This is a genomic window from Lactococcus sp. FSL K6-0773, from assembly GCF_038006485.1.
Lineage (GTDB): Bacteria > Bacillota > Bacilli > Lactobacillales > Streptococcaceae > Lactococcus > Lactococcus lactis.
In genome coordinates this window covers 1-19,194 of sequence record NZ_JBBOVF010000001.1, presented here as the reverse complement: position 1 = coordinate 19,194, position 19,194 = coordinate 1, and the positions used below count along the sequence as shown (strand labels likewise).

Genomic DNA, 19,194 nt, shown 5'->3' with positions numbered 1-19,194 from the left:
ATATTATCTAAAATTTTTAAATAAAAAAAGCCCGCCGAAGCGGGTTTTAATTTTAATAATTTAGAGTTTGACCAACGTAAATCAAATTAGGGTTTGAAATACCATTCATTGAAACTAAGCTTTGAACTGTTGTTCCTAAACGGCTCGCAATTGATGAAAGATTATCACCAGATTGTACAGTGTAAGTTCGTGATGTAGCCCCAGATTGACCGCCTGTGAAGCGAATAACCTGACCGGAGTATATCATGTTCGGATTAGATAAACTGTTCTGACGTGCCAATTCTTGCCAGTTGGTTCCCCAGTTTAAAGCAATCCCACTAAGTGTATCACCTTGTTTTACAATATAACTTTTTGCGGATGTCGTTGGCTGGCTTGTAGAAGCATCAATAGTTTCCACATCATGAACGGATAACCAGCTCATAATACCATCAAGCAAGACAGTATCTCCATTCTTCTGGATGATTTTATGTGGTTGACCTTTTACCCATTGAGGAATTGTTTCTCCTGTGGCATAATTCTTAGCGCCAAAGTTTACTTTAACCGTCATTCCAACTTCTACATCGTTTCCTTTAACTTCATTTGCTTCTTTACCATTTTCAATGGCTGGTGTAGCAGTATCGGGTTTAACTTCTTGGCCTTGCTGTTTTCCGTATCCATTATCTGTGATTCCTGTTAAATCAACATTTCCATCAAGTCCGCCAGCAACATAAGTTGATGTGAACTGGAATACTGAAATTCCGTCCATACTTGGGAAAAAGCTATAGTTTGGAACTGGTGTTACTTCATAATTTGGATATGCCGCAATCCAAAGTGAGTTAGGAAACTCTTTGATGATTTGCTTATAATTGACATTTTCCAAAGTGTACGGCTTGTAAGAATAATACATTGGAGTATATCCAGCCGCTTTTACTCGACGCATTCCGTAAAGAATCGCATCAGTATTTGCTTGCTTATCTCCACTTGCTCCACCTTCATAGTCCAAAGCTACAATAGAATTCTTTGGCGTTTGAATTTTTGGTAAATAGCGGTCAAGTGCTGCTTTTGCTACTTCTTGTGAACCTCCGACTTGATACCAAATGTAAGTATGTGCTCGTTTACCTTGAGCAATTGCCGATGCAACTTGCGTTGAATAAGTCGCTTGGTCTACAAAGGTTCCACCGTAAGTTCCTCCGATTTGGCTAAAAGCAAATTTATCATGAGCATAGCCAAAATTACCGTAAGTTCCGTTATATTTTGACCAGTCCACACCTTGGTCACCAACTGCGGCAAATACAGGTCCACTTGCTGCAACAACAAAGAAAGCTACCATTCCAATGGCAGCTTTTTTGATTACTTTTTTCATTTATTTTCCTCCGTAGTGTCATTTTCAATAACATCAGTCTTAGAACTTTTTGATTTCAAATAATTCACAAGTTCTTGAAACATCGGATTTACTTGGCAAATTAATTGAATCATCCGTGCGCCAAAGAAAGCAAGTGAACCGTTAATAATCCAATTTACTTCATTTTCATAAGCCCTTGAGCTTGAGAAATGCCAAAACTCAAATACAATCCAAAATAAAGCGATTGTTGTTAAATCAATAATGATTCTTTTTCTCAAAGGTGGGTCCATTTTTTCCCCATCTTTTAACCATGTCAGTCCTAATATAATTAAGATTAACCCTGAAACTCCTAATAATTGATACTCCAATTTGTATTTTTCCTTTCATATTAAAAACCTATCCATTTAACGATTGGCTTTCCCCTTTATTTTGTAGCCATGACTTGAATGATAACATCGCGACCTGTTCCCCCAGCAGTGTTGACTCCTGAAATTAGTCGGAAAGTGCTTGGCCCTGAAACTGAACTCCACATCAAATTGTTTGTTTTAGAAACAGATACTGTGAAACCAGTTTTGGTAAAACCAGCAGGTAGGTCTGGATGTTGTGTTTCAGCACTCAAATATAAAGAACCCCACGGTTGATCTATTCCTTTATCTACCGATATAATTGTGGTCAATCTATACATGTTTCCATCTAAATTTTCAACGAACCAACTCCCGCTTTTATAAGATGGAAAAACATCAAGGTCTTTGATTTTTATTCCATCTTTGAAATTTTTAACACCAGAAACATCTTGGTTTCCTGTCATTTTTACAGAAGCGTCAGCCGTTTGTTTCATCTCAGTATTCATTTTACTAAAGTTATTATCAATCGTTTCAGCACCGTTTTGCATGCCACGATAAATTTTAGTTAATTCAGCCATTTATTTCTCCTATTTCTATTATTTGGGTAGTGTCGTTTTAAAGGCAACACTTTCTGACTTATCACTTTCATCATTGCCATTAGTTTGATTAACCTGAACGTTGTATGATGTGCCCGCCTTTAGATTTTCTAAATCAAATGACAGAAGTTTACTTCCACCTACGGGTGTACCATCTAAATAAACTCGATACTTCATTTCGTCCCAATCATACTTGCTTGAGACTGTACTAGAAACCGGGTTAGTATCAACGTAAGTTCCTACATACTTTGGCCAGTCAGCAGTTGTGACTTCGCTAGCTGATTGCATGTATGGAGTGACGATTGAGCCTGGTTCCCACTTATGACCAGCAGCCCATAAAGCCGATTCTGAACCTGAACCTGTTATTTCGTATCTGACAGAAATAGTATCCTTAGCTTTCAAAACTACGCTTAAACTGTCTCTTAACCAATCAAAATTATTTCCCATAAACTTTTCAGGTATGAGATGACCAGCGCTTGCCTCAACATATCTAGTTATATTTGCCGAACTTCCTGAACTTTTAACATAAGCTGAAAACGTGTAAACACCACTTTTTGGAGCTGTAAATGTTTTATATATACCTCCCCATGGGGAGGTTCTTTTCTTAACAGCTAATCCTTTATATGTTCCGTCGTTGTCATAACCACTTATATGCTCCCAGTCCCCACTAAAATCTTTAGTTCCGTCTAATAAATTCAAATTCGGATAAACAGTCGTGAAGCCGTCAGTACCGTCTGCGCTGTTAGCGTAGGCGGTATGTAAATAATTTTTATCTGCCATAGTATCCCCCGTTTTCCCACGAAATTTTTGCACTTGAAGAAGTGATATCAGAAACAATTAGATTAGTTGGTGGCTTCACTTTTTCAACATAGCCTTTGGTGATTGTTGCGCCCTCAATAACAAAACGCATAACCTCAGTTCCGTTGATTAACAACAGTTCGTTACCATTATTTACAACTTCTCCGGCCATTGCATAAACTGACGGAAGCTCAACATTGACTTTATTTCTGATATAGCTTAATGAAGAAGCTAGGTTATAAATTCGCTCTCCGCCAAATACTGGACCAGTATCAAATCCATTGGCTTCGGTTCCAATTGAATTTTTGTAATAAGTTACTTTCACATCCGGTTGATACTCTGAATCGTGCTCAATTACTACATTAAATCCGCTTGGAACTTTACGATAAATAATTTTATTGAGGTCTAAAACTTCCGCAAGTAACCGTCCTCCTGGATCAATTGATTCAAGGATTTCACGGTTTGCTTCCACAAACTGTTCCCAGCTATTTTTACCATCTTCAATATACTTATTAAAGATTCGATAAAGCTCTTTGAAAGTCTACCAATAGTTTGAGTCTTTGAAGGGTTGCGAATAAATGGATTTCTCAACGATATAGTGAAAAGTCCGAGTGGAGAATTGCTCAATCCACCGCCCGCCTTCTTGTTTTCTAAAGCTAAAATAAGCTTCATTTCGTCCAACCATTTGAAGCGCATTGTCACTGGCAATATAATTCAATGTTCCATTTTTGGCATCAAAGGAGACAACACTTTCTTCTGATAATCCTTGACCTGTGGTTTCTTGTGCCATTAAACAAAAGAACGGTTGCAGTCCCTCAAAACTCTTGGGCTGACCGTTCTCTACAATTTGAGCAACAATGGCTTGACTATTGACATCCGCATGTCTTAGCTTAACAATGCCAATATTGTTATTAAGCTCTGTGGTGGACAGTGTTATAAAATGTTCTGTCATAATAGACCCTTTCTAAAATTTGATATAATCCCTTGGATTCTTAAAGTGAGCGCTTGATGATGGCCAATATTGGTCCATAAATTGGAAGTGCAAATGTGGTCCAGTGACCGGACCAGTCGCTCCCATAAGTCCAATTTGTTGGCCCTTTTTAACATTTTGACCCACAGAAACATCGATTCTGCTTTGATGTGCGTACCCTGTATAAAGTCCATCCGCATGCTTGATGACCGTGTAATTTCCATACCAGTCATAATAATTACTTCCCGCTTGGACCACTTGACCATCGTTAGAAGCTAAGATTGGAGTTGTTGGATTGCCATTAACCAAGTCCATAGCATTGTGAAATTCTTGCGCTCCGGTGATTGGACTCGTTCTCCAACCCATTTCACTTGTTACGGTAATAGGGCTTGAAATCGGAGCAATATAACCTCCGCCACCGCTTGGGATTTCAAGATTAACAAATTTGTTATACCATTCTTGGGCCCAAGTGCTACGTTCAGGGTGTCCGTTTAAGGGCCGCTCAAAGTTAGCTACAAATGCTTGAGTGGCAGTGTTAATATCCGTTAATGTCATGAATTGAGTCCAAGAATAAGGATAAGAACTTTTTGCAATCCATTGGCCGTTTGGTGCATGCCACATCAAGAGCTTGAATTGGGCTGTGATTGTGTCAGGATTGTCAGTCACTCCTGCTCGTGTCATGAGATTAATCATATAAACACGTCCAGAGCTAGCGCCTGAACTATCCGTCCATTGCCAAACCCCATAACCGAATCCAGGACGTCCGCCGCCCTCATCAGCCGTTGGATTGGCATCAGATTCACCCTGTGCATTTCCGAGTAAAGCGGCTGCCGCTTGTTTAGAGAATCCAGACCCAATTGCCATTGCCCATATTTGCCAGTAACGTTTATCACGATCACTTGTGACTTCTGGTGGATATTGGCCATTCCAACCACCACCACCGCCGCCAGAGTTTCCTCCACCGTTGGTATCGATTTTTACTCCATTAACATAAAAGTTACCCTTAACTTTTACTTCTCCGTAAAGATTTAATTTGCGATTTTCAGCCGTACTGTCTTTTGGAATTTCTAAAATATTTAAAAGCGCTCCGTTGTTTCCTTTTGATGACAAGGCGAAAGAATAACCCTGATTTTGAATTGCATTAATCCCTTGGAGTTGTCCGCCTGTATAAGTTGGCGCAAAAGCAAACATCTCATTTTCGGAAGAACCGTCTTTTTTTATAAAGCGAATCTTTCCTTGATCAAGTTCAATAATGAAATCATTATCAACTGAGCGAATCTTGACCCCTTGCAAAACTCCGGCATTAATAAAGTTAGCATTGAAAGTCCCATCAAGTGTCCATGCAGTATTACTTTTGCCATTATGAACATCTTGAATTGTCGTCCATTGACCTTTTTTACATTGCTTAAAAGATATCCCAGCATTATTTTGAATCATGAAATACTGTGAATCTTGAATCTTTGGACCATCCATAAAGACTTGCTCATAGGTCTCTCTTGATTGAGAGACGCCCGCTTCAATTCCGTTGACCATGTAAATCGAGCCACCATTGGCACCAGCACCGCGCATAATATCGTCTTGATACTTTCCAATTTCTGTGGAGTCATACCAAGTCATTTTGTTGCTATCAAGGTCAGAGATATTGCTTTGAACTTGTGACAAATGGCGAAGAATTGAGTTTCCACTTAAATTATCGCCTAGACTAGCTTGCACTCGTCCATTAACATAATCAGTAACCACTTTAAAGACTCTTGTCTGATAGTGATAATTTCGCTCTCCTCTATGGATTGAAACAGTATTTCCAATTGAATCACTGCCTAATATCTCAGTACTAAACTGAACGAGTGGCCGGCAGTAATAAGCTAGTTGGTCATAAGTCTTTTGTAAAAGTTCGCTTGCATCTTCCACATCATCAAAGACAACAACCGTTTTACGTGGTAACATTTTTCCGTTTGAGGGAATGCCATATTCTTTCGTCATTTCTGAATATTCAATCCAATTTTGACCTTTAGGCTTATCAAGTGGTTTACCATTTGACTTTCTCCACTCGACATCTGAAAACTCAAGTCTTCGTCCATATCCGTCCCCAACTTCTTCACCTTTCCCACGTCCAATTAGGGCAGTGACAATATTTGTGCGGTCTTGTTGGTGGACAATTTTCAAAACTTCATCGCCATATTCAAAGCGTTTATTGGTTATTTTCCCAATTTGGTTATAGCAGTGAATGATTTTTTTAGCAATCTTATTTCCTGTAATTTCAATTGAAAAGGTAAACTCTGCGCCTAACTCTTGTAGAGCTTTTAAAGCTTCACGCATGGAAGTATAGTAGAAAGTACTGGAAACTGTTTTAATTGGTTCACAGATACCCAATACCCAGTCACAACCTGAATCAGATAAAAGCTGATTAATCACATAAGAAAAAGACCTATTTTTAGGTCTTATATCTTTAATGATAAAATTGTCCAGTTCGTCGACTGCAAAATTTATCGCTTCAAATGAAAGCAGATTATCTTCGTCTTTTGCGGTTAAAATTCGATATAAAGAAAATTCTTGTTCTTTCGTATCATTAACTGCAATATAGCTGGCATCTTTAATTGTTTCATCAAAAGGTAAAGAAACTGAAAGTGTGTCATTCATTAGTTCAGAAGCGTTAGTTGTGATTTCTTTTGTCTGAACACATTCTATGAATTCATCGGAATCATAACTTTTGATAACTTGTTGCATCTTATCTAAAAGTAAGATATTACTCACTAAAGCACCGCCTTTCTATATTGAATCGTTAACTCATAGTTTGAACTTGAAAAATCTGTTCCAGTTGTCAATCTGATATTTTTAAAATCAGAGTCAAGGTCTAAGAGGTTGTTATTTACTTTTCCATTAAGAAAAGTATTGCCAGATTGAAAATCAAATTCCAATAGGTCGCCTTTTTTAGCCTGTGATGATTTCAAGCGATAATTTCCGTCAGTTGCAAGTAAACCCTCTGTCAGTAAATTGAATGATAGCTTATCCGGTTTAACTGGGTAAGGTAAAACTTCAATGACCTTATTTTTTACACTTTGAGTTTTTCCGTGTTTAAATGGATCGCTACAAAGTACAGTAAAACTTGAAATAATTGAATTAGTATCTCCCGCTACAGTATCAGCAGTTTGGAAACGGCCATAAAAAGTATATTCCAGATCATCATAAAAAATAATGGGAACATCTTCTTGACGAATCAAGAATGCTTTTAAAGTATCAAACTTTTCTTGTAATACTCGAGGGTCCCTATCCTCAAGCTTATATTTTATCGTCAGCTCTCGAGGAGGATATTTCACATTGGTGATCACTCCTCCCACTTGCATTTCTTGTGATTCAAAGCTGAGAGAATACATTTCTCGCCCCTCAACCGTCAAAGTCTGATAACCTTCTATGAGTTCCTCTAACCAAGTCCCATCATAACTCATGGCGCTGGTTGGAATAAAAGGAAGGTTGCGATAATGCTCCTGTTTTGTCGTATCTCTAAACTTGTACATTTCTACCTCCCGACTAGAATTTATTCATCATGACGTTTTGCAATCCTTGAACGCCTGAAATATCATCAACAAAAGCTTTATATTCTTGGCTTCCGAGTTTTAAGGTTACATAAGCCGGCTGTTTTCCTTGGTTAAGATTCACATCATGAGAAACTTGACTACTGATTGAGCGATTAGCAGCCGCAACATTTGCCCCAATATCCACAGAATAGTCAGAATTAATTGCATTAGCAATCATGTCGCCCATTCCTGAAACATTGGATTGAACATCACGGAAACCTCCAGTTAAACCAGAATTTAAACCATTCATAATGGCATTACCAGCGGGAATTAAAAGTTTTCTGTCGACACGAATTGGACCTTTATGCTTCCGAATCCAATCTCCAATTCCACTTATAAATTTCATCCCATCTTCCCACTTTTGTTTTAATCCTTTTACAAGTCCATCAATGATGGCTTTACCAATATCTAGCAAGTTTATATTTTTTAGATTGTTAAATGTCGTTTTTACATTATCAATCAAATCACTAACACTTTGTTTCAAACCATCCCAAATTCCTTTGAGTCCGTTAATCATTCCGTTCCACAAGTCAATTGTTCCTTGTTTCAAGTTTTCCCAACCTTGTTTGACTCCGTTCACAATAGCATTAGCAGAATCAATAACCCACTGCTTAAATGAAGCCCAAGTGTCCTTGACCCATTGAACAGTTGCGTTCCATAAATCAACGGTACCTTGTTTAAATGAATTCCAACCATTAACAATTCCGTCAACAATAGACTTAGCCATATTAACGACCCATGTTGTGAAAGCTCCCCAAAGACTTTGGATTGTGTTTACAATTGTTGTCCAGATATTAACTACAGTTTGGAAAAATGAACTGTAAAATCCAACTACGATATTCACAAAAGTTTGGACTATTGTTTGAATCGCTGTTGCTAGTGTTTGCCAAAGCATTCCAAAATCTTCTTTGAATTGGTTAAAGTCCCCAGTGATTAAATCAATGAGCAACAAAACTGGACCCATAACAACCGTCTTAATAATCTCCCAAGCTGAACCAAAGATAGTTTTAACTTGCCCCCATAATCCGCTAAAGAAATCAAGAATTGGTTGAAAGATTGTTTTGATTGTCTCAACAAATGGAGCTAAGGTTGTTGTAACGCTATCCCAAGCGCTAGATAACCCGCTTGTTGTACCTTTCCAAAGATTAGCGAACCACTCCTTGATGCCGTTCCAAGCATTTTTAACACTATCAACGGCATCTTTTGCACCTTGGATTGTTCCATCCCAAAGCCCTTTCGCTCCGTTTTTGATGTTGTTCCAGGTATCAGTGAACCATTTGACAGTAGCATTCCAAGCGTTTTGAATTCCTTTTACTGCAGTATCAACCGCTTTTTTGATTCCTTCCCATAACCCTATCCAGAAATTACGAAAATCTTCACTTGTGTTCCAGAAATAAATAAAACCAACTACCAAGGCAGCTATTAATCCAATGATTACAGTAATTGGGTTAGCAGCCATAATAGCGAACAATATTTTTATTGTGCTCATCACTCCTGTTATTGCAGACTTAACTTGGTTAAAGGTTTTTACAACTGCCCCAACACCTTTGAGCTGAACCATGAATGCTCCCCAAGTTGTAATTATTGGCAATAATACGGGCAAGAACGGCTTTAGTGCATTAATTATATTTCCTATCAATTTGATAAATGTTGCAATTACACTAATAACTGGAGGAATAGCTTTTGTAATTGCACTAAAAACTTGATTAACTACAGTTTTTAACTTGTCAAAATTCTGAGCGATTGAACCAAGACCAGCGCTCTTCATTCCGTTATCAATTGCAGATAAAACATTCTCCAAACCTTTCACTACTGCTGTTTTTACATTTTTGAACGAGGTTTTTATCCCTGCTGAATTTTTCTTAGCAAGTTCCGCAAATCCTCCAACACCGCCATTCAATTTAATTAATCGACTATTAAAGTCATCGAATGTAATTTTCCCACTTTGTAAAGCATCATATAGCTCACTAACCGAATTTACACCTTGGTCTTTAAAAGACTTAGCAACTTTATCCATTGCAATGGGCATTGTTTCTTGAAGTGTTCGCCACGATTGCATATCAACAGTTCCCTTAGATAACATTTGAACATATTGTTGCATTCCTCGGCTTGCATCTGCAGTTGAAGCACCAGAAGCTAGAAAAGCATTGTTTAACGCAATAGCTGTATCAGTTCCTTTTGTTAAGCTTCCTGTAGATATAGCAAGTTGTTGAGTATTGGATACAATTTCATCAAGAGAGGTAGGTAAGCCATCAATTCCTTTATTCAGTTTTGCCATTGATTTATCAACATCAGAAGCAGAATAACCAAGCGCCTGCATTACAACAGGATACTTATTCAAAGTATCAAATCGATCTATAGCACCATCTAATGAATTTCTAACCAAACCTACCGCAGAATCAACAAGTTTAAAAACCCCAACACCCTTAGCAATATCTAGGATAGAAGTATTTGTATTTTGTGAGTTCTTGTTCAATGTTCCCATTGAACTATCTGCTTTATTCATGGTTGAAGTGAAATTTTTATCAACAGCACTCAGAACCGCTTCTACACTATAAGATTCCATGTTTTTCCTCCTTTCTTACTTATTTGCTTTTTTCATGAGGTTAATTAGTTTTTTGTCCTTTTTAAAAGCACTGTCCGAAGTTTTGATTCCTAAAATATCATTTTCAAATTTTTCTTTATCAAAAAACTTCTTGAAGGTCGAATAAACTGGAACTTGCTTCTTACCTTGTTGCTTAGTTGATTGAACTTGCCAATTTGCCCATGCCTGTTGGTAAATAGATTCTTGCTCATCAAGTCTTTTTAGCCTATAAGCTTTCAGCCTTAATTCATACTCCGAAATGGTCATGCGCTCTATATCTCTTAGATTAGCAATTCCGAGATAACGCAAACAATTTAACTGAACTTGTTCATAGAGTTTGTCAAAATCTGTTACTGTAGATTTTTGCTGACTTCTTTCTCGAAGTTCAACGTTTTTTTCTTGGTAAATTCCGACTTTTTTAACTCTTCGAGTACTAAATCAAAAAGCATATCAATACCATTTTCTTCAATCCATTCAACTATCCCTTTCTCAGAGACACGAGGATTTTCTGTTGCATTCGCAGTTTTTAGCATTTCAACAAGTGTTTCGATATCTCCGCTAAAGAAGTTCATCAAAGCATTATCTAAGCCGGCTTTTAAAGTCATCCCACGCTCTGTGACTTCATTTTTTTTGTTCAATTCCTTAATGAATCGGTAACCAAAGATAAAAACATACTGTTTGCCATTAATTGTTAATTCCATTTTTATTTCTCCTTAAAAAATAAAGACTAGAGCGAATCTCTAGCCTTTTGTTTATAGTATTTAAATTGTCACTTCTACAACTGTACTCCAGGCAGAGCCAGTAATATTTTCAGCTTTATCCCGCAACAGTATCTTTGAAGACATACTGAACAACATTAGCTTGTTCTTCAGTTAGTGTGGCATTGCCCTTTTGAGGTTTACCAAACACTCCGAATTCCATGCTTAGTTCCAGCGCATCTTCTGAGTTAGGTTCATAAGAGAAACTTGTAAGATAAGCACGAAGATATTTAGCTTTGTACTTTCCATCAGATCCTTTTTCAGCTTTATCAATTTCCCACACTTCAATAATATCGCCATTATCCATAGCGTCATCCATTTCGCCAAGATGTGGGTCACCATTTGCTGCAATAGATGTGGCAGATAAACTGTATTCAATTGCTGCAAGAGAACCTATTGTCCCATCTTTGGTAGCTGTAGTGTTGTAATCTCGAGTTTTTTCATTCGAGTGTTCTGTTTGGAATGCAAGTTTCCAAGCGGCTTCTTTTGTTGCTTTACTAAGCAAACGATAGAGCAAGATAATGTCTTTCCCCTGTTTAGCTGTTAATTCTGTCATATTAAATCTCCTATCTTAGTCTAAATTCTAAGTTAATCAACGCTCTTTTAAGCGGTGTACCTGTTGTTGTATCGTCCATCATTTGAATGGTACTTGCTTGTAAATTCAAAGCCCAAGAATAGCCATCTGTGGCACTTATATTCAATGCTTGATTAAATATATTGCTTGCCATGTCAGACACTTCCTTGCGCTTCTTCTGTAAGCCCCAAACGGATAATGAAAGACTTACTGTGCCTTTAATATCCGTTTTATTTGGTTCATGAATAGTTTGAGTATTCTCCATTTCAACAAATGGATAGCCCACTTCATTCATTTGCTTATAATCATAAACGGTATACCCCAATGATTGGACTCGTTTGAACAATTCGTCAAAAATAGATTGGTCTCGAGTTTTAATCATTTCGTCAACTCCTTTAGGTCGTTTATAAAAATTTTCTTTTGAATATCAAAAGCTGGCTTAACAAAGGGCTGTGCACCCATGAAACGGGTACCTACTTCTAAATATCCACCATAATCACTCGTAGGACCAGTTGTTGCTTCGAGATTATTTCGAGATAAACTCAATATGACGGAGCGCTTTGTAAACCCTGTTGGTTTCACAAATTTCTTTCCCTCATAATGTCCTCTAAAGACTGCGTATTTTTGAATTCTAGTTGTTAATTGAGCACCATTGCTTTTTACAACATGTTTGACATCATCAAGCGTGGCATTTTTTCTCAATTTCTTTTGCAAGGCATCAATTCCAGTAATTTTCATTGATTGACCTCCTGCAAAATAAAAGTGTTTCGCTCACTTGGATTGCGGTAAGTCAATAAAGCCCACTTTTTATTATCAAACTCAATGTAATCATATTCTGGCATAGTAAAAAGGGGCATCATTCGCATGACTTTTGCCCCTTGTTTAATATCCCCGAAAACTTTTATACTTCTGTCAGTTCCAATATCAGTGATGTTTGCACTAAATACTGCTCGAGTTGGTTCTTTTTCAACCCATTCACCTAAATCGGGGTCATAATGTGAGTCGGGCGATTCTTTGATAAAAGTAACTTCATCTAAATATCTCAATACAATCTGAACCTCCCAATCTTCTTATCGCCCTCAGTTTCTTTTGATTTTCGCCATGATTCAATCTCATCGGCATACTCATCAAAATCAGATTCTGAAAAAGTCATGCTTAATCCTTCTTGTGAGTAGGACTGCATGCCTTCTTGACCGATACGATTAAAACGCTTCAAGGAAACGTCCAAAACAACATATTCTAGTTCTGGCGGTACTTCTTCAATGTCAGAACCAAGAATAAGCAATAGACGTTCACGAGTGCGTTTTTCGATTACTTCCAAGCGCTCATCCGATGAACCGCCTAAAAGCTTTTTTAAATCATCAGTGATAGCCATAAGCAACTCCTAATTTTGAAATCAAATCTTCTTTCTTATCGTTTTTTGTATATTCTATCCCTTTAGTTTCAAGAAGCTCTTTTAGCTGATTAACGGTAAGCGTCGTTAGTTCATCATTTTTCACTTGCTTGGTCGCATTTATGTTTTCATATTTATGCAAGTGGCGACTTAGTAGCCGTCCCATTATACACCAGACGTAAATGTGATATTAACAACTTTTGTTAAATCATAGAGATATGCTGCGTAATGTTCATCTGCAGTAATTACAGTTGTTTTAGTAACAATATCACGGTCAGTTTCTACCTGAACTCCACGTTTTAAAACTAATTTCAAAGCTGGGCTATTTGAAACAATCTTGAACATTAGAGCTGAACCCTCAGCTAGTTTTTTAGATCGTACAATTTGAGCGCCTAAAACATCAGCGTAAGTTCCGTTGATAATAGTATTTGCTCCTACTTCTGAACCAATTTTTTGTGCGTTTGCATCTTTACGAATTTTTGCCGCATCTTTAGGATTGACGATAAGAACATAGGCTTGTGCATCCTCATCATTAAAGATATCCAATGCAGCTTGAACCCCGTCAACGTTTGCTTTAGTAGAAACAGTTTGAGAGGTAGTCTTAGCTGCGCTCAATAAGTCGTCATCGACTTTATTTGCAAGAGATAGCCCAAGTTGTTTATTAGATTCTCCAATTGGATCACCATAACCAGATAATGCGGCTTCATCCGTGATTTCTGTACCTTTTGCAGCTTTTTTAATTGTTACTGACTTAGTAGTAGTTCCGATTTTATCTAACGAAATTTCTCCGCCTTCTGCAACATCAGCAGCATCGCCAATATAAGTAAAAGCTGGGAATTTCAAAGTATTACCTGGTTGTCCTTGAAGTGTTGTGTCAACTTGTGCAAGGGGTGCAAACCGAAGTGCTTTATTCAATTCGTATGAAACAATTGGTGCAAGCACCTCTGGATTTACTAAGTCTGTAAGTGTTGTTTTTTGTTTTGACATTTTAATAGCCTCCTGTTAATTTTTTAAATTCATCTGGATTTGATTTTGCTAATTCAGCTTTTTCAGCATAAGTCATTGAATCAAATTTATCTTTATCGACTGATATTACATTACCCGGAACACGTTTAGGCGTTGTCCCTGTGTTTCGTGCTTTTTCCCACTGTGAGCGTTGATTATCAAGTAAATTGAGGAAAGTTTTTACATTACTGTAAGTTTTTTCTTCATCAACATCAACCAACAATCCTAACTCCGCAGCACTCAAAGCAATTCCACTTTCTTTCAACACTTCATCAGCTTGGCTGGTGATATTTGAAATTTTGATTTGTGCTTTAAGGCTTGCGATTTCATCGTCTTTAGCTTTTTGAAGTTCGGCAGCTTTTTCTTCGTCAGATTTTTCTTTAACTGACTTTCTTCCACCTTTTTCAAGTTCTTCAATACGAGCCAGCGCTTGGTCAAGCTGTGTTTTTGTTTCATTTTTTTCAGCCTGCTCTTTACCAATTCGTTTTTGAAGCTTTTCGACAATTTTGTCATTGTCAGTTGATTGTTCTTGTTGCTCTTCTTCATTCGTTTCTGTTTCAGTTTCTGAACCAACTTCAGACGTCTCATCAGCTGCTTCTTCTGCGAACAGTTGCAAATTAAGGGGTAAAAGTTCTGTTTGTTCCATTTCTGGTTCCTCCTACTCGCATTTAAAGACTTGGGAGTCTGATTTTCTCGTGTTTTATTTAGTGTCCACAACATTCGGAAACGGACATAAGAAAAACTCATGGAATACCAAGGGTTTAAAACTATTATTTAATGAGTTGATTGTGTTCCTTGATATAAGCGTCAAAATAAAATTCTTGCTTATCTCCGTTGTAAGTTACTTCATAATAGCGACCGTCTGGGGCATCGGTAGAAAGCAACGCTTTGTTATTCTGCAAAGTCTTGCATGACCACACGACATATACTTCTAATGGTGTCGTTTTTGCCTCGTTCTTTTTATTGGCATAGTCAGCTACCATTTGCTTTGCTTTGTTTGTGAATTGTAATTCGTCCATTTTCTGCCCTCCTTTGAGCATAAGAAAAGCGCCTGTCAGTGACAAACGCTTTGTGTTTTTAAGTTCCTGGTATCCAATCTTTTAACTCTTTGAGTGTTTTGTAGGCTTTTTTCATCATACTATTCTCATCCAGATATTCAATCCCTTTAATTGTAATTTTTATATCAGATAACCCATTAATTAACTTACCGTCTTTGGTTTCAATAAAAGATATGCCTTTAATATATCCATTTTCTTTTAGTTCCTCAAGAATATCATTTAAATAAGGATAGCTCACTCTGTAATTCTGTGGGTCAAAAACTTCTGGATCAATTTTTTCACCTTTTTTCATTGCATGATAAAGGTAAGCTAGAATTTTATAAGAGATATAAAAAAAATCATCTTTGGCCATCTATAACCTCGCTTTCGTTAATATTATTTTACCATAAGTAGAATTTTATCCTTTTCTTTTTCTGCTCAATTCTTCAATCGCTTTGTCAGCTTCTACCCTGTCATCAAACGCTTGCTTGTACTCATCTTGACTAATTACTTTCCTATCAAGTAAATCATCCCAGAAACCTTTATCATCAACATGCGGTGCTGTGCTACATCTACAGAACGGGTGCATGTTAGGTGCATTAATACCAGGCGACATATCTTTAAGCTTGAAAATTTTACCATTCAATGCCCCACAGATAGGACAAGCTGACGGTTCAGCAATATACTCATAACTATCAATATCAGCTTTTTTATAGCTTTCTTCTTGAATAGCTGTCTGAACTCGTGTTGTTTCTGACACAAGCAATCGTTGAGCATTGTAAGTGGCATTGAGCTTTCCCTTTTCTGTCATTAGCCTTTTTAGTTGTGGGGCTAGTGCTTTTGGATTGATTCCACCAGTCACTGACCGGATGAGAAGTTTTTCAATATCAGCTTTCAATTCAAATTGGTACTGCCAAAGCTTGTCAGAAAAACTGGCAAATCCTTCGACCTTATAACTTCCGTTAAGAACTGATTCAACTAGACTGTTATAGCCTTTCTTTGGAACGCTTAAACCAAGAATTCCGGATTGTCTTTCAAATTCTGCGAGAGCTACACCAGTCAAATTCTTTGAGAAATATTTGTCCAAATCGTCAAATACAGAAATAAGCTCCAGACCAATATTTGCTTTCAGGAGTTCTAAACGATTCACTCTCATGGTCAAGTTATAAAGTTTCAACACTTGATTTGCTTGGTGCGAAAAGTCTTTTTCTTCTACGTATTTCTTAGCTTTATTGGCAAATGCTTTGACATCCATTTTATCCGCACGTTTCATGGCTTCACTGATAGAAATCCCTTGCCCATTCGCAAAGTTCTGCCAGTTGGCATTGATTTCTTTTTGAATGGCTTCTTGAGCTTCAAATAGCTTATCCATGATTTGCTTCATGCGTTTGGTATCATCTTTGATTTGCTGTTCTTGCCAAGCTTTCTCACGTTTTTTCCAGTAATCAGGAGTTTTCATAGACTATTCCTCATTTGTTTCAGGAACTACTGTATCTGTTCCCTTTTCACTAGGTTGCTTATCCTTGTCAAAGATAGCTGTAGAAGCTTCTTCTTTTTTGATTTTTTCCATTTCAGCTTGGACATCTGGAATAACGGAAATGACACTTAAAGCAGTTTCTTGGCTAGTGATTCCCATAAGAATATTAGCAGTTTCAGCTTGCTCTTTAATATCTTTAGGCTCATTACGAGTAAAAGTGTACTCAATATCTTTCCAAGCTTCCTTGTTTGAAACGTTCGTACTTAACTCACAATATAGTTTGTATCGACTATTCAAAGAAGATTGGAACTTACGTTGAAATGACAAAGCTAAGTTACTCATTGCTTGAAGCTTGTAAGCTAACGAAACACCACTGGATGACCCGAAAGATTCATCAGAGATGTTCGCAACCATTGTTGTTTGGAAGATTAACTTAGTCAGTCGGTCCAATAGATTTTCTGTTTGAGAATCACTATCAGGCTTTTCTAAGAATTTAACATCTACTTTTGAAGCAGAACCACTTTGATTATTCTGATTCTTATCATAATAATTAATTAGACGATTATCTTTGATATTTTTAGCATCTTCTTCGTCTATTTCTGCTCCCATGAAAACCAAATACTGATCGCTAAAATAATCAACGTCATTTGCTTTTTCACTAATAGCTTTATTAAAAGCGTTGACTAATGAAATAACAGATTCAAAAATACTCATTCGTTCTTCGTTGAAATAGAACTCTACAACTGGCAAATCTGGATATGGGTTGTAAGTCTTTTCTCCAAAGCTAATCTCATCATTTTCTCCGCTGATTTTAATAGTTTCAAGTAGAGTATAAACTTCTCCATGAAGTTTTTTGTCCTCGTCAACACCATATCTCACGGCAAATAAAGGCTCTTGTTTGACTGTATCGTCATAGACCATAAACATATTTTCTGGACTATTATAAACAACATTCGTTTGAGTGTCCTCGTCTTGATACAAGAGTTCAAATGCTCGACCATAAATACAAGCCATCTTTGCAAGCTCTGACTCTTCATCTTCCATGTCATTCAGGTTATCAAATTCTTGTAGTTTAGAAAGTATTTCTTTATCTGAATGAGACTTTTTAACTGGAATCCCATTAAAGTAACCTGTGAAAGTATCAACGATATATTTAGTGAAATTAACAGCTAAACGATTGTCAGGTTTCCAAGAATCTTTTGCCGGTTCATCATCAATAGCCATAATTCCAAGATACATATTTTTTAAGTACTCATACCGAGCAACTTCTAATTTATGTTTTTCCATGAACTTGTTAACCACTTCAACTGTGATTGGTTCATCTTTTGGAAATGTCATTAATTTAGGTGGTTTGTATTTCAATTAGAAATCTCCTTTTATATTTTAAATGATTTTAATCCGGCTTTTATTCGCTTACCACTCATTGTCTCAGCAATCCCGGTTGTTGCATCGGGCGCATCATCATGTTTATTTTTACCTTCACGTTGATAAGTCGTCATTGCTTGATAGTATTCTGGAAAGCGAGTCCGCCAGTCATTAGGAAATCGAACGTGCTGCTCTATCCAATAACTATTGGAATAAATTCGGGCTTCTTTATTATTTCCTTGGAAGAAATCTTCTACAGCACAAGCCACTTTGCCTTGAATCTTATCCCTGACAGAACGAGCAAAAGACCGACCGCCATTGTTGCGCTCGATTCTTGATGCATTCACTCTGTTATTAATTAATTGATTGGCCACTGCGTTTTCTGTGTATTCCATCGGTTTTTGAGTGTAAATGATATCCAGTACATCCGCAAAGCCGTCTGAGGTTTCGCCCCATACAATTGAACAGAGATAGTCTTTCCCAGTGTCTGCAGTATCGCAATAGTTCCAAATCTTTTTGTACTCTGAGCGAGCGTTGTAGGTTTGGAACTCACTATATAATCGACCTTTGACATCAATCGGTTCTTGTTGGTAGTTGGCGCTGGCAATATCAGCCCCCATTGTTTTTACTTTGCGCTTATAATCTTCGAGTGTCAGGACATCATCACAAAGCATTTCATTCGTTTGTTCATTGAAAGCCTTGAAATTAATATGTTTTACTCGATAGCCATTCTTAGGCAGTTCACGCAAAGCCCGTCCGGCTAAATCTTCGCTATGCCAACGAGTCATATTGATTATGATTTTACCGCCTGACTCCAAACGTGAAAGCATGGTATTAACAAACCAGTCCCAATGTTTTTCTAAGACTGTCGCGTTGTTAGCTTCCTCAGCATTCTTGATAACATCATCAATGATAATAATGTCAGCACCAAAACCTGTTGCAGTCCCTGTTGGAGAGGTTGCCAGATAGTTATTATAGCCGTCCGACAAACTCCAAAGATTTTTAGCAGCATCTCCATACTTAATTGCAGCATCGAAAATATCAGAGTAAACGATTTTGTTCTCGTCTGCTTTTTCTTCTTGGAGCGTATTACGAACATTTTTAGAAAAGACTGTGGATAAAGTTTCGTTATATGAACCAGTCATGATTTTCTTCGTGTGGTCATTACCAAGCACCCACTCTACAAATTTACCAAGCGTGAGAGATTTCCCGTGACGTGGCGGAAGATTCAAAACTAAAACATCATGATCATTATCATTTAGAAATGACTGAAACTCTTCACACATAGTCACTAGATAAGCCCTATTACGTTTATAAAAGCTTGGCATGATGAGATTACAGTAATCAAAGAAAAAGCGCTTGGACAGCTCAATTTTTGCCCCTAGCGCTATTTTATCCAT

24 protein-coding genes are annotated in these 19,194 nt (G+C 37.3%); all 24 read right to left on the bottom strand.

What is annotated here, in order from left to right:
* Window positions 1-52: 52 nt before the first annotated feature.
* On the bottom strand, window positions 53-1,342 hold the full coding sequence (locus MHB61_RS00120) for a LysM peptidoglycan-binding domain-containing protein (RefSeq protein WP_137016448.1): 1,290 nt from the start codon (window positions 1,340-1,342) through the stop codon (window positions 53-55).
* Window positions 1,339-1,689 carry a holin gene (locus MHB61_RS00115; RefSeq protein ID WP_081144332.1) on the bottom strand — a complete coding sequence of 117 codons (351 nt, stop codon included), beginning with the start codon at window positions 1,687-1,689 and terminating at the stop codon, window positions 1,339-1,341. Before MHB61_RS00115 ends, MHB61_RS00120 begins: the two co-directional genes overlap by 4 nt.
* Before the next feature lie 56 nt (window positions 1,690-1,745).
* Window positions 1,746-2,243, bottom strand: coding sequence for a hypothetical protein (locus MHB61_RS00110; protein ID WP_137016446.1), 498 nt, complete (start codon window positions 2,241-2,243; stop codon window positions 1,746-1,748).
* Window positions 2,244-2,261: 18 nt separating this feature from the next.
* Window positions 2,262-3,041, bottom strand: coding sequence for a fibronectin type III domain-containing protein (locus tag MHB61_RS00105; protein ID WP_137016444.1), 780 nt, complete (start codon window positions 3,039-3,041; stop codon window positions 2,262-2,264).
* Complete coding sequence (locus MHB61_RS00100; RefSeq protein WP_249351771.1) at window positions 3,031-3,531, bottom strand: hypothetical protein; 501 nt, start codon at window positions 3,529-3,531, stop codon at window positions 3,031-3,033. Before MHB61_RS00100 ends, MHB61_RS00105 begins: the two co-directional genes overlap by 11 nt.
* Before the next feature lie 69 nt (window positions 3,532-3,600).
* Window positions 3,601-4,011 carry a phage baseplate upper protein gene (locus MHB61_RS00095; protein ID WP_249351770.1) on the bottom strand — a complete coding sequence of 137 codons (411 nt, stop codon included), beginning with the start codon at window positions 4,009-4,011 and terminating at the stop codon, window positions 3,601-3,603.
* Window positions 4,012-4,023: 12 nt separating this feature from the next.
* Window positions 4,024-6,780 carry a phage tail spike protein gene (locus MHB61_RS00090; protein WP_283657079.1) on the bottom strand — a complete coding sequence of 919 codons (2,757 nt, stop codon included), beginning with the start codon at window positions 6,778-6,780 and terminating at the stop codon, window positions 4,024-4,026.
* The gene (locus tag MHB61_RS00085) at window positions 6,780-7,541 is read right to left on the bottom strand and encodes a distal tail protein Dit (RefSeq protein WP_137016577.1); all 762 of its coding nucleotides are present in this window, start codon (window positions 7,539-7,541) and stop codon (window positions 6,780-6,782) included. Before MHB61_RS00085 ends, MHB61_RS00090 begins: the two co-directional genes overlap by 1 nt.
* Window positions 7,542-7,554: 13 nt before the next feature.
* Window positions 7,555-10,167 (bottom strand): tape measure protein, encoded by a 2,613-nt coding sequence (locus MHB61_RS00080; RefSeq protein WP_137016579.1) that lies wholly within the window; start codon window positions 10,165-10,167, stop codon window positions 7,555-7,557.
* Between the two features lie 15 nt (window positions 10,168-10,182).
* Entirely contained in the window at window positions 10,183-10,452 is a 270-nt protein-coding gene (locus tag MHB61_RS00075; RefSeq protein ID WP_137016582.1) for a hypothetical protein, read from the bottom strand.
* Between the two features lie 83 nt (window positions 10,453-10,535).
* Window positions 10,536-10,886: a tail assembly chaperone gene (locus MHB61_RS00070; protein ID WP_015968013.1), complete on the bottom strand. Its 351-nt coding sequence runs from the start codon at window positions 10,884-10,886 to the stop codon at window positions 10,536-10,538.
* A 115-nt stretch (window positions 10,887-11,001) separates the two neighbouring features.
* A complete protein-coding gene (locus tag MHB61_RS00065) occupies window positions 11,002-11,499 on the bottom strand; it encodes a phage major tail protein, TP901-1 family (RefSeq protein ID WP_137016584.1) in 498 nt (165 codons plus the stop codon).
* Between the two features lie 10 nt (window positions 11,500-11,509).
* Window positions 11,510-11,899 carry a phage capsid protein gene (locus tag MHB61_RS00060; protein ID WP_137016586.1) on the bottom strand — a complete coding sequence of 130 codons (390 nt, stop codon included), beginning with the start codon at window positions 11,897-11,899 and terminating at the stop codon, window positions 11,510-11,512.
* The gene (locus tag MHB61_RS00055; RefSeq protein ID WP_081144340.1) at window positions 11,896-12,255 is read right to left on the bottom strand and encodes an HK97-gp10 family putative phage morphogenesis protein; all 360 of its coding nucleotides are present in this window, start codon (window positions 12,253-12,255) and stop codon (window positions 11,896-11,898) included. The genes MHB61_RS00060 and MHB61_RS00055 overlap by 4 nt, the downstream gene beginning before the upstream one ends.
* Complete coding sequence (locus MHB61_RS00050; protein ID WP_262651970.1) at window positions 12,252-12,563, bottom strand: hypothetical protein; 312 nt, start codon at window positions 12,561-12,563, stop codon at window positions 12,252-12,254. Before MHB61_RS00050 ends, MHB61_RS00055 begins: the two co-directional genes overlap by 4 nt.
* Window positions 12,560-12,892: a phage head-tail connector protein gene (locus MHB61_RS00045; RefSeq protein WP_003131944.1), complete on the bottom strand. Its 333-nt coding sequence runs from the start codon at window positions 12,890-12,892 to the stop codon at window positions 12,560-12,562. The genes MHB61_RS00050 and MHB61_RS00045 overlap by 4 nt, the downstream gene beginning before the upstream one ends.
* A complete protein-coding gene (locus MHB61_RS00040) occupies window positions 12,879-13,076 on the bottom strand; it encodes a HeH/LEM domain-containing protein (RefSeq protein WP_014570729.1) in 198 nt (65 codons plus the stop codon). Before MHB61_RS00040 ends, MHB61_RS00045 begins: the two co-directional genes overlap by 14 nt.
* Window positions 13,076-13,897 (bottom strand): N4-gp56 family major capsid protein, encoded by an 822-nt coding sequence (locus MHB61_RS00035; protein ID WP_003131942.1) that lies wholly within the window; start codon window positions 13,895-13,897, stop codon window positions 13,076-13,078. The genes MHB61_RS00040 and MHB61_RS00035 overlap by 1 nt, the downstream gene beginning before the upstream one ends.
* 1 nt (window position 13,898) lies before the next feature.
* Window positions 13,899-14,561 (bottom strand): capsid assembly scaffolding protein Gp46 family protein, encoded by a 663-nt coding sequence (locus MHB61_RS00030; protein ID WP_098408057.1) that lies wholly within the window; start codon window positions 14,559-14,561, stop codon window positions 13,899-13,901.
* A gap of 124 nt (window positions 14,562-14,685) precedes the next feature.
* Window positions 14,686-14,934 (bottom strand): DUF6275 family protein, encoded by a 249-nt coding sequence (locus MHB61_RS00025; RefSeq protein ID WP_058225951.1) that lies wholly within the window; start codon window positions 14,932-14,934, stop codon window positions 14,686-14,688.
* 58 nt (window positions 14,935-14,992) lie between these two features.
* On the bottom strand, window positions 14,993-15,325 hold the full coding sequence (locus MHB61_RS00020; protein WP_081144344.1) for a YjcQ family protein: 333 nt from the start codon (window positions 15,323-15,325) through the stop codon (window positions 14,993-14,995).
* 45 nt (window positions 15,326-15,370) lie between these two features.
* Entirely contained in the window at window positions 15,371-16,411 is a 1,041-nt protein-coding gene (locus MHB61_RS00015; protein WP_137016016.1) for a minor capsid protein, read from the bottom strand.
* A 3-nt stretch (window positions 16,412-16,414) separates the two neighbouring features.
* Window positions 16,415-17,791: a phage portal protein gene (locus tag MHB61_RS00010; RefSeq protein WP_137016014.1), complete on the bottom strand. Its 1,377-nt coding sequence runs from the start codon at window positions 17,789-17,791 to the stop codon at window positions 16,415-16,417.
* A 14-nt stretch (window positions 17,792-17,805) separates the two neighbouring features.
* Window positions 17,806-19,194: phage terminase large subunit (gene terL, locus MHB61_RS00005; RefSeq protein WP_137016012.1), on the bottom strand; the 1,389-nt coding region annotated here is incomplete at its 5' end.

Excerpts from the sequence above, each read along its gene's own strand:
- MHB61_RS00085 (WP_137016577.1), bottom strand. The coding sequence starts at position 7,541 with ATGTACAAGTTTAGAGATACGACAAAACAGGAGCATTATCGCAACCTT.
- MHB61_RS00075 (WP_137016582.1), bottom strand. The coding sequence starts at position 10,452 with ATGACCATTTCGGAGTATGAATTAAGGCTGAAAGCTTATAGGCTAAAA.
- MHB61_RS00110 (WP_137016446.1), bottom strand. The coding sequence starts at position 2,243 with ATGGCTGAATTAACTAAAATTTATCGTGGCATGCAAAACGGTGCTGAA.
- MHB61_RS00060 (WP_137016586.1), bottom strand. The coding sequence starts at position 11,899 with ATGATTAAAACTCGAGACCAATCTATTTTTGACGAATTGTTCAAACGA.
- MHB61_RS00020 (WP_081144344.1), bottom strand. The coding sequence starts at position 15,325 with ATGGCCAAAGATGATTTTTTTTATATCTCTTATAAAATTCTAGCTTAC.
- MHB61_RS00025 (WP_058225951.1), bottom strand. The coding sequence starts at position 14,934 with ATGGACGAATTACAATTCACAAACAAAGCAAAGCAAATGGTAGCTGAC.
- MHB61_RS00055 (WP_081144340.1), bottom strand. The coding sequence starts at position 12,255 with ATGAAAATTACTGGAATTGATGCCTTGCAAAAGAAATTGAGAAAAAAT.
- MHB61_RS00105 (WP_137016444.1), bottom strand. The coding sequence starts at position 3,041 with ATGGCAGATAAAAATTATTTACATACCGCCTACGCTAACAGCGCAGAC.
- MHB61_RS00070 (WP_015968013.1), bottom strand. The coding sequence starts at position 10,886 with ATGGAATTAACAATTAATGGCAAACAGTATGTTTTTATCTTTGGTTAC.
- MHB61_RS00080 (WP_137016579.1), bottom strand. The coding sequence starts at position 10,167 with ATGGAATCTTATAGTGTAGAAGCGGTTCTGAGTGCTGTTGATAAAAAT.
- MHB61_RS00040 (WP_014570729.1), bottom strand. The coding sequence starts at position 13,076 with ATGGGACGGCTACTAAGTCGCCACTTGCATAAATATGAAAACATAAAT.
- MHB61_RS00035 (WP_003131942.1), bottom strand. The coding sequence starts at position 13,897 with ATGTCAAAACAAAAAACAACACTTACAGACTTAGTAAATCCAGAGGTG.
- MHB61_RS00095 (WP_249351770.1), bottom strand. The coding sequence starts at position 4,011 with ATGACAGAACATTTTATAACACTGTCCACCACAGAGCTTAATAACAAT.
- MHB61_RS00120 (WP_137016448.1), bottom strand. The coding sequence starts at position 1,342 with ATGAAAAAAGTAATCAAAAAAGCTGCCATTGGAATGGTAGCTTTCTTT.
- MHB61_RS00030 (WP_098408057.1), bottom strand. The coding sequence starts at position 14,561 with ATGGAACAAACAGAACTTTTACCCCTTAATTTGCAACTGTTCGCAGAA.
- MHB61_RS00015 (WP_137016016.1), bottom strand. The coding sequence starts at position 16,411 with ATGAAAACTCCTGATTACTGGAAAAAACGTGAGAAAGCTTGGCAAGAA.
- MHB61_RS00045 (WP_003131944.1), bottom strand. The coding sequence starts at position 12,892 with ATGGCTATCACTGATGATTTAAAAAAGCTTTTAGGCGGTTCATCGGAT.
- MHB61_RS00065 (WP_137016584.1), bottom strand. The coding sequence starts at position 11,499 with ATGACAGAATTAACAGCTAAACAGGGGAAAGACATTATCTTGCTCTAT.